This window comes from uncultured Dokdonia sp. (assembly GCF_947492815.1).
Lineage (GTDB): Bacteria > Bacteroidota > Bacteroidia > Flavobacteriales > Flavobacteriaceae > Dokdonia.
In genome coordinates this window covers 17,608-34,167 of record NZ_CANLOB010000039.1, presented here as the reverse complement: position 1 = coordinate 34,167, position 16,560 = coordinate 17,608, and the positions used below count along the sequence as shown (strand labels likewise).

General features: G+C 34.1%; 17 protein-coding genes. 8 read left to right on the top strand and 9 right to left on the bottom strand.

What is annotated here, in order from left to right:
- Window positions 1–221 precede the first annotated feature (221 nt).
- From Q1A01_RS22305 to Q1A01_RS22285, 5 genes are all read right to left on the bottom strand, one after another.
- Complete coding sequence (locus Q1A01_RS22305) at window positions 222–1,253, bottom strand: glycosyltransferase family 2 protein (RefSeq protein WP_299685322.1); 1,032 nt, start codon at window positions 1,251–1,253, stop codon at window positions 222–224.
- 93 nt (window positions 1,254–1,346) lie between these two features.
- The gene (locus Q1A01_RS22300) at window positions 1,347–2,819 is read right to left on the bottom strand and encodes a mannitol dehydrogenase family protein (RefSeq protein WP_299685319.1); all 1,473 of its coding nucleotides are present in this window, start codon (window positions 2,817–2,819) and stop codon (window positions 1,347–1,349) included.
- A gap of 19 nt (window positions 2,820–2,838) precedes the next feature.
- Window positions 2,839–4,554, bottom strand: coding sequence for a hypothetical protein (locus Q1A01_RS22295; RefSeq protein ID WP_299685316.1), 1,716 nt, complete (start codon window positions 4,552–4,554; stop codon window positions 2,839–2,841).
- Window positions 4,555–4,565: 11 nt separating this feature from the next.
- Window positions 4,566–5,564: a LacI family DNA-binding transcriptional regulator gene (locus tag Q1A01_RS22290; RefSeq protein ID WP_299685313.1), complete on the bottom strand. Its 999-nt coding sequence runs from the start codon at window positions 5,562–5,564 to the stop codon at window positions 4,566–4,568.
- An 82-nt stretch (window positions 5,565–5,646) separates the two neighbouring features.
- Window positions 5,647–6,639, bottom strand: coding sequence for an NAD-dependent epimerase/dehydratase family protein (locus Q1A01_RS22285; protein WP_299685310.1), 993 nt, complete (start codon window positions 6,637–6,639; stop codon window positions 5,647–5,649).
- A gap of 129 nt (window positions 6,640–6,768) precedes the next feature.
- On the opposite strand from Q1A01_RS22285, the gene Q1A01_RS22280 reads away from it, so the two are divergent.
- Window positions 6,769–6,957, top strand: a complete 189-nt coding sequence (locus tag Q1A01_RS22280) for a hypothetical protein (RefSeq protein WP_299685308.1) — start codon at window positions 6,769–6,771, stop codon at window positions 6,955–6,957.
- Window positions 6,958–7,113: 156 nt separating this feature from the next.
- Here the strand turns inward: Q1A01_RS22280 and Q1A01_RS22275 are convergent, their stop codons facing one another.
- From Q1A01_RS22275 to Q1A01_RS22260, 4 genes are read right to left on the bottom strand one after another with little or no spacing between them, the layout of a single operon-like run.
- Complete coding sequence (locus Q1A01_RS22275; protein ID WP_299685305.1) at window positions 7,114–7,584, bottom strand: sterol desaturase family protein; 471 nt, start codon at window positions 7,582–7,584, stop codon at window positions 7,114–7,116.
- 8 nt (window positions 7,585–7,592) lie between these two features.
- The gene (locus Q1A01_RS22270) at window positions 7,593–8,432 is read right to left on the bottom strand and encodes a phytoene/squalene synthase family protein (RefSeq protein WP_299685302.1); all 840 of its coding nucleotides are present in this window, start codon (window positions 8,430–8,432) and stop codon (window positions 7,593–7,595) included.
- A gap of 4 nt (window positions 8,433–8,436) precedes the next feature.
- On the bottom strand, window positions 8,437–9,894 hold the full coding sequence (gene crtI / locus Q1A01_RS22265) for a phytoene desaturase family protein (protein ID WP_299685299.1): 1,458 nt from the start codon (window positions 9,892–9,894) through the stop codon (window positions 8,437–8,439).
- The gene (locus tag Q1A01_RS22260; protein WP_299685298.1) at window positions 9,887–10,816 is read right to left on the bottom strand and encodes a MerR family transcriptional regulator; all 930 of its coding nucleotides are present in this window, start codon (window positions 10,814–10,816) and stop codon (window positions 9,887–9,889) included. Before Q1A01_RS22260 ends, crtI begins: the two co-directional genes overlap by 8 nt.
- Before the next feature lie 368 nt (window positions 10,817–11,184).
- Here Q1A01_RS22260 and Q1A01_RS22255 point away from each other — a divergent pair, with 368 nt between their 5' ends.
- The 7 genes from Q1A01_RS22255 to Q1A01_RS22225 are packed head-to-tail and all read left to right on the top strand — an operon-like array spanning window position 11,185 to window position 16,381.
- The gene (locus Q1A01_RS22255) at window positions 11,185–11,718 is read left to right on the top strand and encodes a hypothetical protein (RefSeq protein WP_299685296.1); all 534 of its coding nucleotides are present in this window, start codon (window positions 11,185–11,187) and stop codon (window positions 11,716–11,718) included.
- A 33-nt stretch (window positions 11,719–11,751) separates the two neighbouring features.
- Window positions 11,752–12,525, top strand: a complete 774-nt coding sequence (locus Q1A01_RS22250) for a hypothetical protein (protein WP_299685294.1) — start codon at window positions 11,752–11,754, stop codon at window positions 12,523–12,525.
- A gap of 11 nt (window positions 12,526–12,536) precedes the next feature.
- Window positions 12,537–13,379 carry a caspase family protein gene (locus tag Q1A01_RS22245; protein ID WP_299685292.1) on the top strand — a complete coding sequence of 281 codons (843 nt, stop codon included), beginning with the start codon at window positions 12,537–12,539 and terminating at the stop codon, window positions 13,377–13,379.
- A gap of 3 nt (window positions 13,380–13,382) precedes the next feature.
- The gene (locus Q1A01_RS22240) at window positions 13,383–14,258 is read left to right on the top strand and encodes a caspase family protein (protein WP_299685290.1); all 876 of its coding nucleotides are present in this window, start codon (window positions 13,383–13,385) and stop codon (window positions 14,256–14,258) included.
- A complete protein-coding gene (locus Q1A01_RS22235) occupies window positions 14,258–15,067 on the top strand; it encodes a hypothetical protein (RefSeq protein ID WP_299685288.1) in 810 nt (269 codons plus the stop codon). Before Q1A01_RS22240 ends, Q1A01_RS22235 begins: the two co-directional genes overlap by 1 nt.
- Before the next feature lie 3 nt (window positions 15,068–15,070).
- On the top strand, window positions 15,071–15,874 hold the full coding sequence (locus Q1A01_RS22230) for a hypothetical protein (RefSeq protein WP_299685286.1): 804 nt from the start codon (window positions 15,071–15,073) through the stop codon (window positions 15,872–15,874).
- 60 nt (window positions 15,875–15,934) lie between these two features.
- On the top strand, window positions 15,935–16,381 hold the full coding sequence (locus Q1A01_RS22225; protein ID WP_299685284.1) for a hypothetical protein: 447 nt from the start codon (window positions 15,935–15,937) through the stop codon (window positions 16,379–16,381).
- Window positions 16,382–16,560: the final 179 nt, after the last annotated feature.

The window sequence follows — 16,560 nt, the reverse complement described above, 5'->3', positions numbered from 1 at the left end:
ACCACATCAAAGCTTAGACGGGTTAGCACCTAATAAATTTAATCAAAACTGTCAACGAATTAGGTAACCTTTACAGAGATGACTAGATCTGTCATTTCGAGGGAAACGTAGTGACGAGAAATCGCATAACAGTGAGTACGTCTTGAGTAGACTTGTTTGTGGTCTTGTTAGTTACTTTTTTGAGCTAGCTTATGTGATCTCTCCTAGCGTCGAGAAGATGACTATGCAAAAAACCAATAGTCTTCTACGGGTTTTTTAGTCCATTTTTGGAGGTGTTCTAAAATTTCTTTCTTCCCATCTGGAGAAGAAACAACAATAAGAATTTGAGGGTTTTCTATAGTAGGAATAGCATCAAAAGATTGCATGCGTACATCATAAATATCTTTGCCTATCTGTTTTGAATTATTAGATACCCAATGGAATGTATCTTGGTACGATTGTAAAATTTTTGCCATATCCTTACCATTACGTCCAGCTCCCCAAAGTATTAAAGGTCTACTATAATCTCTATCGATCTCATAGAAAAAACGCATTTTTAAATCAAAATAACGATTGTCTTTATATTCCTCCCACGTTCGGGATATTCTATTAGAGCGATCTCTCCAGTGATGTAAAATGACATTTATTCCCATAACTTTTAAACCATGACGATACATTCTAAAACAGAGGTCATAATCTTCTGGATATACAATGGGATCAAAAGCACCTACTGCATCAAAATCTTCTTTATGAATGAGCCAGCAATGCGATGGGATGACGCATTCTTTATAAATCTGTTGGTAATGTGTACTAGTTCTCGCAACTTCATTGAGCCAGCGTTCATAGCGTAAAAAACCATCTCCTACTTCGCCTTCGTCTACAAAATGTTCGGTACCTCCTGCAATCACATGCCCTTTTCCGTATTTATTCCACTCATCTACGAGTACTTGAATTTTGTAATCAGGCATTTTATCATCAGAGTCCATTCTATTAATGAGTGTGCCTTTAACTTCTCGATACCCGTATTGTAAGGTCGGAATAAGTTTAGGCGTATCACTATGAAATACACGTATTCTTGAGTCCGCTTTCGCGAAAGCGTCCAAAATCTCAGGCGTAGCATCAGTACTATGATCATTTACGGCAATGAGTTCCCAGTTTTGATAGGTTTGTGCTATGATAGAATCGATACAGGCATGTAAATACGGAGCTGTATCTTTTACGGCCATAATAATAGAAACGAGGGGCGACGGATTGGATGCTGTAAGGTCTGACATTTTGTATATTGAGAATAACAAAGGTACTTGTTATTTATGATGAACTCATAACATCAGAATGCGTTTATTTTTTATGGAATTTGGGTGACATATTCATAGTAGATGTTCAATTAATTCTCTAATATCGTCTGCTTTATAAATTTCCTGTACCATTGAAGTGTATTCATTTATAAATCTTTCGTTTTCTGGTAATTCACCAAAAATTTCAGATACATTTAAAAATGCTTTTGTGGTATGCTTAGTGTTTTTAGCTGCTTGATATAGCTTATCTTTTTGATTATCAATAATTTCGAGAGGTGTGCCATTTTTAGTAAGCCCTTTATCACTGTAAAAACACCATGCAGCTATAACGAATGTAGCATACTTTATACTCCCTCCATTTTCTAAGTTTTCTCTCAATGTAGGAATTAAAAACTTAGGTAATTTTGCAGAACTTTCTGAGCAAATTCTACTCACATCATCTTTGATATTTGGATTTGAAAAACGTTCTTCTAAACTATCTTTATATTTTTCTATATCAATGCCTTCTATATCGCCTAGTATTGGTGTAGCTTCTTTATCCATAAATTGACGCATTAATCTTAAAAAAATAGGATCAGCGATACAAGCGTCAATTGTGCGGTGTCCATATAATGCTCCAGGAATACCCAAAACAGAATGACCAGCATTTAATAGACGGATTTTCATTTTTTCATAGGGAGTTACGTCTGGAACAAATTGAACCCCTACTTTTTCAAGAGGAGGTCTTCCATTTGAAAAATTATCTTCGACTACCCATTGAATAAAAGGTTCGCATACAACAGGAAACTCGTCTTCCAAATCATATTTATTTTTCAAATACTCAGTAATTTCAGCTGTTGCTACTGGAGTGATCCTGTCTACCATTGTGTTTGGGAAACACACCTCTTTTTCTATCCAATCTGAAAGTTCTGGATCTTGTTTTTTAGCGAAAGCTAAAACCATTTTACGCGCGACATCTCCATTGTGTTGGATGTTATCACAAGACATAATTGTAAAAGGAGGAAGTCCTTTTTTACGTCTTTTTATAAGTGCAGCAGTCAGATACCCATAAATAGTCTTAGGCTCATTAGGATGTGCCAATTCATGTTGAATATCGGGATTTTCAAAGTTGAAAAGACCTGTTGTTGGATTGAAATTATAGCCACCTTCAGTAATTGTTAAGGATACAATTTTGGTGTCGGGATCTGCCATTTTATCAATTGCCAATTGTGGGGTGTCTATAGCTAATATATAGTCTTTTATGGAACCAATAATTTCGCTATCAACGGTTCCATTTGGATGCTGCGTAACTAAAGTATAAAGACCGTTTTGTTTTTTTAAGGCATCTGCCATTTTTCGATCTGCTTCTCGTATGCCTATTCCTGTTATAGCCCAGTCAGTAACAGTATGTTTTGTGAGTAATTGATGTATGTAGTAAGCTTGGTGAGAGCGATGAAACCCGCCAACCCCTATATGAATAATGCCTGACTTTAATTTCTGCCTATTGTACATAGGAATAGAAATTTCTTTGTTTATCTTAGAAAGGGTAGGAGTATTTAATTTCATAGAGGGTGTTTTATATTTTTTATGCTTTTGATTTTCCTCTTTTCATCGCCCAGTACGCTAAAATAAAATATGCTATAGTGCAGATGAAACCGTAAGAATAAAATAGTTCTCTATTTTCGTTATATGTTGTTTTATCATCACTGCCAAACATCACATTGATCGCTAAAATTAATGTAATGGCTAGACTAGTATATGATCCTACTTTTAAAATCTTTGAGAATAGACTGGTATCTTTTATTGTTTTTGGTACTTCGGCAGCTACTTTTTCTTGATATTCTTCGACCAATTCATTAAACTCTTTTTCTTTAGCTTCAGCTTCAGGATAGGACTTTTTGGCTCCATATCTTTTTGCTAAGAGTGTATAGATTAGTATGGTGAAAATCCAAGTTGGGATGAATAAATAATAAAAAGACATGATGTCTAAAGCATTTAAACCAAACCCGAAAATTAATCCCAATCCCCATGAAGCGATGGCGGGTGTACTATGCATATAATCTTGATATTTTGACCAGTATCTGGTGTAGCCAATTTTCGGAAAAATCTGATGTTCAGCAAATACGATGGCGCCTACAGGTGTGACTAATAAACCTGCATAGGTTAATAGAGGTAATATTTGAGAAAAAACAAAGGGAAAACAGGCAATAACGATCATTCCTACGCCAACGGCTAAAGTCGTGTTTCTACGTGAATGCTTTGTGAAAATTGCTTGTGCTGCTAATCCTGCTCGGTATAAATTAGTAATTGCCGTTGTCCACCCTGCTACAATTACAATGACAAATCCAGACCAACCTAAAGCATAAAATGCAACATCTCCAGGATCAAGTTGAACAATTGTTTTTCCTAAAATAACCGCTGCACCTGCTCCCATAATACCTGCTGCTATCCATGCGATATAATGACCAAATAACATTCCTGTACTGGTCGCCAATCCATAAGATTTCTTTTTTGCAAATCGTAGTAATGCCATATCAATAAGTCCAAAATGAGTAATGGTATTGGCTGCCCAACCAAAACCAATGACTTCTACTAGACCTATACCTGGTTCTCCATTACTGTTTACACCGGTCCATATAGATTGATCTCCTATACTAACAAATTCAGCCCAGTTTTCAGGAAGCACTGTTCCTACTACATTCAATGACAATTCTGGGAGTAGTACTAACGCACCACTCGTAAACATTGCAAAAAGCCATGGTGCACATATTCCAGAAAAATCTGAAACAGCTTTAAAGCCATAAATGGCAATATAGACTACAAATGCTCCTACTAATAATACAATTAATACAAACCAAATATTTGTAGGATACCAATTGAGTTGTGCAGGAATATCAAATGCAAATCGAACTGCTGTTGCAGAAACGGTTACCATCGCAGCAGAAATCACTGTAAAGATCAAGACATTTGCCCAATCATATAGTTTTGACATATTACTACCTGCAATTTTTTTGAGGTAGGTGTACAAGCTCAAACGAGTATCAACAGCAATGGGTGTTGTAATTAATGACCAACTTAATACTGCTAATATATTTCCTATAAGCAAACCAATAATGATATCCATTGTTTTTGCTCCTAGGGCAACAAAAGTAGCTCCAATTACAAACTCGGTAGCTGCTACATGCTCTGCTGCATACAATCCAGCAAAGTGTGTCCAGTCATGTAATTTACGCTTTGCGACAGGGAGTTGCTCTTCATTCGTATTTTCTATAGCAGAGAAATCTTTGGTATGTTTCTTCATAGGGTTATCTTTTATTTTCCGATGACTAAAGTTCCTTTTATTACTTCTTGAATACTTTCAGAATTATTACTTTCTATTTTTGACATTAGAAATTGAACAGCTTTGTTGCACATCTCTTCTAATGGTTGTTTGTAATACGTAATTGGTGTTGGGAAAATATCATAGTACTCAGCTTTATCAACAGCCATTATTTCAATAACTTCTGGCACTTGTAACTTATGCTTTATGGCGTATTTTAAACCGTATAAAGTGAGTAAATTAGTAGAAAATAATAATGCATCTACATCTGGGCATGAATACATTAATTCTTCTATTGCTTGTTCTACTTCAATAGAAAGTTGGTTCCCATTTACTTTTTTGATCATTTTTTGAGTAGAAATATTTGCTTCTTTACAAGCATCTAAATAACCTCGTGTTCTTTCTGAAATATGAAACAAATCAATATCAAGTGTTATAAAGCCAATTTTTTTTCTACCATTTTTTATTAACTGTTTTACAGCAGTGTACGTTGTGTAATGATTGTCATTAACTACAAAATTATACGGCTTATTTGGAAAGTATCTGTCCATTAAGACGTAAGGAATATTTGTCTTGTGAATACGCTGTATTTCATTCTCTGAATGAGCAGTAGGCAAAAGAATGAGACCGTCTACTTGTCTATTTGTAAAAGTGGTTACTAATCCTTTGAAGTTTTCATTTTTTTCATCAGTGCTGCCGATAAGGACAATATTATCATATGCGCTTACTTTATTTTCAATAATTCTCGCTACTTGAGCAGAGAATGGATTTGCTAAATCAGCTAAAATCAAACCTATTGTTTTAGTTTTTTGTGATTTAAGTGCTTTTCCTAAAAAATCGGGAGTATAGTTTAACCTTTCTGCTATTTTTTTAATCCTAGATGCTGTTTCGGGTTTGATTCGATCTGTCAATCGATCGTTCAATACATAGGAAACTAATGCTGTAGATACATTGGCTTCTTTGGCAATATCTTTTAAATAGACTTTTTTCAAAATGGTTGGATGTTTAACAAATATAATTATTTAAACGATTAAACAAAATTTTTGATTTTATCTTAAAACATATTAATGGATGCTATGACCAAGACTTTGGTAAGTTTTTAGTAATCTCTATATTTTCAAATATGCTACTTTCTCTTGCGCCATGGGTTGTAACCCAAGCAGCCATTTTTAAGATGCCTTCTTGTAATGAGATTTCTGGTGATGGATTAAAAATAGATGAAAATTTGGAATGATCTGAATAGGCATGAACGACTTCCTCACGTTGTTCAAGGTGGTTTATTTGTAGAGGTGTTTTCATTACCGTTGCAATTTCTTGTGCCAAGGCATTGACGGTAGTTGGTGTGTCACTTCCTATATTGAAGGTTTGATTATACGCTTTCGCGAAAGCGGGAGCCTTTGCAATATAAGGGGCAACATCATCTATGTCAGTAAAGGCACGACTCTGATTACCATCTCCAAAAATAGTTAACGGCTTATTCTGCAGCACCTGATTCATAAATATACCTACTACATTACGATACTTATCTCCGATATTTTGATGCGGACCATATACATTGTGAGGTCTGAAAATAATATAGTTTAACCCGAAGAGTTTATGTGCATTTTCTAGATCCATCTCTACGGCATATTTGGCAATACCATAAGGGTCTTCTGGTTGTGGTTTTTGATGTTCTTTTAAAGGTAGTTCTTGATCGCCATATACGGCAATAGAAGAGGTAAACACAAAACATTTGATCTTGTGATTTACCGATGCATTAATCAAATTGATACTTCCAATAAGATTATTCTGATAATTAAATTTTCTGATAAAATGACTTAAGCCTTCTGCAGCATACGCGGCGAGATGATAGACATAATCAAAATGGTGTTCTTCAAAAAGCGCATTTACTAGTTGAGTATTTGTAATAGATCCTTCTTTAAAAACGGCTTTTGGATGTATGTTTTCTTTAAAGCCGCCAGAAAGGTCATCTAAGACAATCACGATATGATTTTCTTGTATGAGGTGTGCGACAACATGCGAGCCCATAAAACCTGCGCCTCCAGTAACTAAAGATGTGTATTGCATAGCGCAAACTTACGAATAAGCAATAGAGTACAAAGTGAATTGAAACACAAAAAATAAATGAATTTATGGAAGTATTTGATTTAGAATAAATAATACGTAAATTTATAAAAACCTTAAAATCATTATATTATGAGAAAACTAACATTAATTTCTGGCGTTACTATTTTAAATAGCAAACAGCAAAAAGATATTTTAGGAGGTAAAGGTGGGGGACCAGATGGAGAGGTGATGGCATGCGGATGTGATTGCGCAGGTAATGTCACAGGCCCTGCTTATTGTTCTTTTATTATGTCTTGCCCACAAGTGTATACTTGTTAAATAACGTATATAGCGTTATTAGAAAATGCTTGTAGCGTCATCGTTACAAGCATTTTTTTTGGCACCGTCAAAGGGTTTCATACTCTGAGGCTTGCCTCGAAATTGAAATTCAGTTTCGCATAAATGCCTCGTGGACTTACTCCGACCCGAGGTAGTTTACTTCTTTACTTGTGCTTTTGCTTGCCTGAAATATTTGATAGGAGGGAAGAGCATTCCAAAAGATTCTCCATCGTGTTTTCCTAAATGTTTATGGTGCATTTTATGAGCACGTCGTAAGGCTTTCCCATACCATCCATTTGCGTTTCTAAATAATTTGAAACGTTGGTGAATGAAGATATCGTGTACCATAAAATATGCAACCCCATAGGCAAATATTCCCAAGCCAATAGGTAATCCAGCCCAAAAACCTTCATAACGCCATAATAAAAAGCAACCAATACTTATTAAAGCATAAAAGATGAAAAATAAGTCATTACGTTCCCACCAAGAATCATGTTTTTTGTGATGGTGATCTCTGTGTACTGACCACATAAAACCATGCATTACATATTTATGGGTGAACCAAGCCATAAATTCCATGATACAAAAAGTGAGGAGGAAAATTGAAATCCAAAAAAAGGTTTGCATTGTATAACTTAAATAAGGTTTAAACGATATTTTACATAACTACGTGCTAATAGACTCACCTTTACATGATCTGGCACGCGAATTCTGCTGTTTTTGATTTCCGAAGAAGGAACACGTTTTAATTTAATTAATAACTGTTTGTAATATCTATAAGCAGCATATACTCCAAATTTTGCTTCGATAGGAAGTTGATGAATACCTGCTAATCCTTTTTCAAAATCTTGTTCTATTTCTTTGATGATGCGTTGTTTTGATTCTTCATCTAGATCTAGAAGATTTGTATTAGGGAAATACGTTCTGCTCAGTCCTTCAAAATCTGCTTTCAAATCTCGTAAAAAATTTACTTTCTGAAAAGCAGAGCCTAAACTCATTGCGCTTTGCTTGAGCGCATCGTATCGCTCTTTATCTCCTTTTACAAAAACGGTAAGACACATAAGTCCTACCACATCTGCCGATCCATAAATGTATTCTTTATATTCTTCGTCAGTGAGGTAATCAGATTTTGTAAGATCTAAACGCATACTCTTCATAAAGGCATCAATAAGATGCTTTTCTATGCTGTATTTGTGCACTGTTTCTTGAAACGCATTTAAGATAGGATTTAGACTTATCTTATCTACTAATGCATGTTCCAAGTCTTGTTCAAATCTTTTAAATAAGACTGCTTTATCATAGTCGTGAAAAGAATCTACAATTTCGTCTGCAAAACGTACAAAACCGTAAATGTTATAAATATCCTGTCTAATCACAGGGGATAGCATTTTTGTAGCACTTGAAAAAGACGTGCTATACGACTTAGTAACGGTCATTGCACACTTTCTGGATACGATGTCAAATAGTGATTTCATGAGTCTAGTTGTTTTTGGCGATTAATTGTGCAGTGAGTTTCCCAGAGATTAATGCAGGGGGAACTCCAGGGCCAGGTACAGTAAGCTGTCCTGTAAAGTACAAATTTTTCACCTTTTTACTTTTAAGTTTAGGTCTAAGAAATGCAGTTTGTGACAATGTATTTGCCATACCATATGCATTTCCTTTATAAGAGTTGTATTCTTTTACAAAATCATTTACACAAAATGATTCTTTGAATAGGATGTGATTTTTAAAGTTTTGTCCAGAAAGTCGTTCTAAACGTTCTAGGATGATATCAAAGTATTGATTTCGTAAGGCTTCAGTGTCTTCTACACCAGGAGCAATAGGTATTAAAAAGAAACCATTTTCTTTTCCTTCGGGGGCCATAGTTTCATCATTTCTAGAAGGGAAATTGGCATAGAATAAAGGCTCTTTAGGCCATGCAAGATCATCATAAATGGTACGTGCATGTTCATCAAAATCAGTATCAAAAAATAGATTGTGATGTGCTACTTTATCAAATTTGGTGTCGAAGCCAACATAAAATAATAAGGAAGAAGGGGCAAATGTCTTTTTGTCCCAGTAAGCTTCAGAGTATTGTCTGTCTTTTTCAGAAAGTAATGTTTCAGAATGGTGATAGTCAGCTCCAGAAACTACAATATCTGCTTTATGGAATGTACCATTAATTTCAAGACCTTGTGCGTGTCCATTTTCTACATTTATTTTGGTAGCAGGACTATCGGTATGAAAAGTTACGCCTAGTGATTTAGCAAGATCGATCATACCTTTAATCACCATATGCATACCTCCTTTAGGATGCCAAGTACCTAATCCAAAATCTGCATAATTCATAAAACGATAAAATGCAGGAGTTTTATTAGGTTTTGCTCCTAGAAATAGCACAGGAAATTCTAATATAGAAACGAGTTTTTCATTCTTAAAAGCTTTTCGAACATCATCACTAATAGTTCTAAAAAACTGATCTACGCGAACGGCTGTTTCTGGGGTTACTAATTCAAAAGGAGAAATACCAGGTTTATTCACTACATCATTAATGGCAATATCATAATTAACACCAGCCTTTTTAATAAACTTTTTTAATGCAGGAGAACTTCCAGGTTCTATACGTTCAAACTCTATTGCTATTTTGTCTAGGGTATCTCCTATAGTTACTACTTCATCCTGAAACCATACTTGGTAGGCTGGATTTAATTTTTCTAAATCATAAAAATCTGACACATCTTTGCCAAAATCTTTAAAGAATTTATCAAAAATATCTGGCATCCAGTACCAACTTGGTCCCATATCAAAGGTAAAACCGTCTCTTTTATATTGGCGAGCTCTACCACCTAATGTGCTGTTTTTTTCAAATACTTCTACCGTATGGCCTTCTTTTGCAAGATAACAGGCAGCCGCTAGTGAAGAAAAACCAGAACCAATAACAGCAATGTGTTTAGACATATTTTGCAGTAGCTTTATTAATAAGATTTACAAATTCTCTAATGCTCATCATCACACGTATGTTCTCAGGTATCTTATTTTCATCAATAAAATTGGTCATACTTCCGAGTACGTAGAGATGTAAATTTTGTTTCCCAAATAATTTATTGAAATCCTCAAAGTATTGAGGAATTTCTTCTTTAGGAGGTTGCACTGTAAAGTAAGTGACAAATGATAAATTAGGATGATTAATAGAGAGGTATTTAAGATTCTCTAGCATGATGCTTTGTCCTAAGTAAATTACTTTAAATCCATGAGAGACAATTTCATAATTAAGGAATAAAAGCCCTAATTCATGAATTTCATTTTCTGGAAGATATAATGCAAATGTTCTATCATTACGTGGCAATATCTCGCGTTGTTTCTTTTCAATGTTGATTAAAATCTTTTGCTTAATCAGATTGAAAATAAAATGCTCATGAGATGGATTAATGGTATCTGTTTGCCACAATAATCCTATTTCGTGCAATAAAGGGAGGAAAGACTCATAAAAAATCTCCTCAAAGGATTTCACTTCAAGAAGCGTATTATAGGTTTTATAAAATAGATTTTGATCAAAATTCATCATTGCAATCTTAAAAGAGTTGATGGCATGATTTTGATTGCCAATACTCTTTTCTGATACAATTTGTGCTACAATAGCTGCAATCTCTGTAGATGAGTATTGTGCGATTTTAGAAATCTTATATCTATTCTCTGTAAGAAATACGACATTAAGTAACTTTTGAAGGTCACTTAAAGCGTAGGTTCTAATATTCGTAGTGGTACGTTCAGGTTGTAAAAGATTATATCTTTTTTCCCAAATACGTATCGTATGTGCTTTAATTCCGCTAAGACTTTCGAGGTCTTTAATGCTAAATTTAGTCTTTACTACATTATCCATAAGCCTTTTTTAACATACCAAATTTAAACAATAAGTTTCTTTTGTTTAACAAAAGTTAGTTAAAATTTAAACAAAACTGAAAATCAATAGGTTTACGCTTTCGCGAAAGCGTATACAACCAACCCATATAACTATATATAGTGATCGTTATTATTGTTGTCAATATTCCTAATATATTGCGGTTAAAATAATACAAGTACTATTTTTTTAATTCTTTTTTGTTTACGAACAAATGGCAGGAATGTCACTCACGTTATTTTATATGTCATTCACGACATTTATTTCGGTAAGCCCAGTGACAGTAGTATGTTTGAACAAGTCAAATAAATGATTTGACGTGAATAACAACTCTTTTAAAATGTAGTATTATGAAAAAACAAATTAAAAATATTATGTATGTGTGCCTTTTCGTTTTTGGCATATATGCCTTAAGTAGTTTTATGAGGGCTAACATTCTTGATGAGATTCCATTTGCAAAATCTGCTGTAGTACCTGTAGCAAATTATAATATGGATGATAGTCAATTGAAGTGTATAAATAAATGTAACCCTAGAAGTCCTAATTATATAGGGCAAGGAACAGGGAGATTATTAGATGTCAGATTTGATGAGGCAAATTGGAGTAGCGTACGAAATACGTGTGGAAATTATGTTTCAGCCAATAAGAGAGGGACCAACGGAAAACGTTTTACATTCCCAGATCCTAATTTATATCAGTATCAACTTGTATTGTTTGAAGAAGGTCCTGATGTACGCAATTATTTTACCATAGGTTGCGAAGAAGGAGTATCCTATACCGTACCTACCAAAAAGGGATTTAAATACTATGTATATACCAATGATACTAGCGGAGATCATGATGATAATACAGGTTATTTTTCAGTATGTTATAATTTTCGATAGGTCATGAAGAAATCAAAAATAAACATTGTTTTTATGTTCTTAAGCGTATCATTTCTAATGTATAGCTGTTGCTCATTACCATCAAAAGAAAGAACAAAACGAGAGACAGAAAGTGATCCTATAAGCACTAAAGAGGTGAAACAACAACGTAAAAGTGATTTTGATAAGCTGTTTGTGTTACTAACAGATGAAGGAAACACAAAAGGCCCTTTTAAGAAGAACCCTTTTATCAAAGATCAGGAGTTTGTAAGTGAAGGCAAACGTATTGAGATTAGTAGTTATAATGCGAAGTATAAGATTATCTCTGAAGACGGAAGCAAACAAGTTGGCCAATATGATGGTATTACAGATAAGGTGACGGAGTATATAAAGACTCTTGCGGCTATTGAAGAAGCTGATACTATGATAGAAAGCACACAACAATTTTCATTGGTAGCGGTGGGCGGAAATCAAAAAAGAGATGCACAAGTACATATTGATAATTATCCGCTTTTAGGAGACTATGATCATACACCAAGAATGAAAAATGCCGATGCACAACGATTGGAAGCGCTTATTCTTAATGTGACAGAACTTAATGAGTTATATAATCTAGATGGATCTTCAGGAACTTCAGGAGTGTTTACACCTTCTGTAGGAATGCGTTTTTCAAAAGGACAAGATGTACTTATTGCTTTTGGAATCCCTACGGTGATGTTTTATAAAAATGGGGAACCATACAGAGGCATTAAAATGAATCCAAGTTCGGAAGAATTTGCAGAACTAAAAAAAATTATAAAAACCTATTACCCTACTATTAACTTTTAAAACGTAAACTCATGAAAATTTTTTTAAAAATATGTCTGTTGTTTCTGTTTTCTATTCCAGTAATGGGAAATACAAACCCAGGCGAAGTAACATTACACATGATCATTTTTGCCGATACCGAAGATGATAGTATTGGAAAAAGCTGTGCTGTCGATTATGATAATATGGAAGGACTTGCCGAATTTATAGCAGATAATAGTGACTTGAATTTAAAAACGTATTATCACAAAGCAGCGGCTAGTAAAAAGAGTGAACTGTTAAACACGCTTGACAATTTACAAGTGGGAACCAATGATGTTGTATTCTTTTATTATTCAGGGCATGGTTATAGAACTACTAATTCAGAATCTCCATATCCAAGACTATATGTGCTAGATGATATATTTAGTCAGAATGATCAGGGAGTTGCTGTAGAAGAGGTTAGAACAAAGATTGCTGCTAAAAACCCTAGGTTGTCTCTTGTTATGGTAGATGCTTGTAACTCAATGTTGGATATGAAAGAGCCTATTACTGGTGTTTCTGGAGAAGGAAATCTTGCAGCTCAATTGAGAAGACTATTTATTGAAGCCGAAGGCGAAATTGTACTTTGTGGAAGCGAAGCCGGAGATGGAATGAATGATAGCGGAAATTATACAGGTTACTCATGGTCTAATCCTAAAGATGGAGGGTTCTTATCTTTAAACTTTAGACTTGCTTTTGTAAAAGCATTGCGTTCTGATACGCCTGCGAGATGGAGTGCACTATTGGCAGAAACCAAACAAATGACAATTGATTATAGCTTGACACGTTTACAAAATCAATTGCCAGGAAATAAAGTGCAAATTCCAATTTATAAATACACAAAAACAAAATAGATCATGTCAGTATATCGTAACATACTCATTTTAGTTCTTTTTCTAGTGATATCTTCCTATGTGACGGCACAAAGTACCTTACATGCAATTATTGTTGTAAAGACAGAAGATACTGCTAGAGAATTTCCTAGTGATCCTAAACCTGCATGGAAACTCTCGATGGAAAAAATAGAAGATGAAATTAATCGTATAGGTATATATACAGATCTGCGTATTAAGAAACATTATTTTATTGGAGAACAATTTGATAAAAAAAACTTGTTACAAGAGATTAATACATTACAAATAGGAGAAGATGATGTAATATGGTTTTATTATGCGGGTCATGGATACGGAGATAGTGATTGTAAATACCCAAATATGGTCGTAAGTAGAAAGAAAGACGACGATGGTAATAAATTATACATAAGTTCTGATGAACCTCATGTGTCACTTTCTAGTTGTAATATACAAGATATGTTACTCCGTAAAAATGCACGATTAACCATTAATCTATATGAAACCTGTAATTATTTCACTAAAGATGGAAAAGGAGATGGTGGTTTTGTGATTAATAATTATGTAGAAGAAAATTATAAAGTACTCTTTGAAGAAGCAAGAGGATATCTTTTTATTACCGCCTCTAAAAATGGACAATACGCAGGCTGGAATACAGAAGTAGGAGGCTATTTTACACATTGGTTTCTAGAACGATTACATTATTACTTGCGTAGGGATACTATTGAACCTTGTGACTGGTATCGTATAGGAGCTTCAACCATTGGCAAATTGAAAGCTTACACACGTGCTAGATCTGAAGAATTTGAAGAACCTCAAATTTTATACGGTGCCGTGGAGATCAGAAATGAAGAGGATATTGAACTAGATTGTAGAAAATAATGAAAACCAAAACGATGAAGGTAAAGAATAAAAATATATGTGATTGGATTTCACTTTTATGCTCTTGTTTTCTTATCATAACGAGTTATGGACAAGAATGTGCTCATAAAATAGATGGCGATATAGAGGCAAGCAGTGGATATAAAGAAGGAATACGATGGTTTCCTTCTAAGACGCAACAATCTATGCGCAAGATTCAAGATTTTTTTGAAATCAATGTTAATTACATACTAGCTGAAGATTATGATGGAATTTGTCACGAGTTTAATTCTCGTAATGGTTTAAAAAATGCCACGGTGACCATTGGAGAAGATTTTCTAGAAAAATATAAGAATGATCCTTTGTTTATAGAAATTCTCCTAGCACATGAGGCAGGGCACACATTGCAATATTTGTATAAAGATGATGCTGAGAGTTTTTTAGGTACATTATATGGGGGTAATGGAATTTTAAAAGGCAAGAATAAAGAATTGCAAGCAGATGTGATCGCAGGATTTTATTTGTACTCTGAAATTAGAAGGCGTTATGACAAGGCTTCTAGCAAGCAAGAAAAAAATGATATTGATGCGCAGGTAGAAAAGTCTGTTGGGAAATTTGAAGCCATAGCAGATTATCAATTTACGCATGCGAGTCATCATGGGCGATTTAAAGAAAGAACACAAGCGCTGAGTAGTGGAGTAAATTTAGCAATGTATGGTTTTGATAGTGTACGTATTTATAAAAATGATTTTCAAGGGATCTATTATACTTCCTTCGGAATAGTAAGAAAATGGAAGTCAACACATAGAGCTGGAGGATTTAAATGGTAACCTATGAGATATATAACAACAATAACATTCTTGAGTATACTATACTTTTTTTCAAATGATTTGCTTTCGCAAAATTGTATGACGATTGACGGGCAGGAACTTGATGATACTAAAGAATATCTAGAAGCAACCCCAGAAATAAGAGCGCTATTTAATAATGTACAAGATTGGTTTGATCGTAGTATTTTATTACGAGTAGTAAAAGATTATGATGGTGCTTGTTATTATTCGAAAAGTGCTAAGTTTTCTGATGGCATCGTAGAAATAGGAGCAGATCTTTTAGAAAAGTATAAAGATCGTCTAGATCTTATAGAACTATTAATGGTACATGAAATTGCACATTCAAATAAGGTAAATTATGAAGAAAATGCGACGACATATAACGAACTTTTAGCTGATATGATTACAGGTTATTATATAGGAATCGCGCAAGAACAAGGAAGATTTCTATACGATATTAATAATACAGACTATGGAGATTTTTTTGGTGATTATTATTTTGACATGGATAATCATCATGGAAAACCAAAAATTAGAAATAAAGCATTGCAACTCGGTTTCTTTTTAACACAGCTAAAGTCAAAAGAATATCAAGGAACAGTTATTTGGGACTTGTTTAAGATGAAAGAACTGTATGTGCCTGCGATTAGTACTTCAGAATATAACAACATGATACTATTGCTAGAGTCAAATACAGCATCGGCTTCTCGTGAAGCCAATCCAATAGTTGCAAATACCCAAGTAAATCATTCGTTTAGAGCATTTATGTATTGTGTTAGTCTTGTGCAGAATATACATTGGCAATAACGATGCAATCATGAATAGGTTTGCCTAAAACATTAAAATTAATAACTAAATAATTAAATCATGAGAACTTTATATACAATAATAAGCCTCCTTTTAGTAACGTGTTTTGTATATGTGCTAGAGTTAGATGAGTTTGATGGGGTAAACTCTGAAACTGCTGATTTACCAGCAAAATTTACAGATCTTAATTCATTTGCTCCATCAATGTGCGATCTAAATGAAGATTTTTTATTCCAGCCTTTACATATTGACAATAATCAAGACTGTCCAGATGGTTATAAAAAATGTGGAAATAGATGTTATGATCCAATGAGTCAAAAATGTGATAATGGTGTTGTATGTCAGCATGGTCAATATGCATGTGGTAACAGTTGTTATAACCCAATGAGTCAAAGATGTATTAATGGCACTATATGCCCTCATGGTTATGAAAGTTGTAATGGAAAATGTTACGACCCCATTAAATATAGGTGTGTAGATGGAGTAATAAGACCACATGGTGACTAAGAATAACATATGAAAGCACAGTTGAAGGTTTTTTGAATTACATAATAGTACTACGGAAGGTAAAAAGACAAAAGAAGGACTGAAAATGATAATTTTTCAGCCAATTGAAAAAGTTTAAACGGATTCTTAGATAATGCAGGTTGTGTATTGTTCTTGTACAGAATATACATTGGCAATAA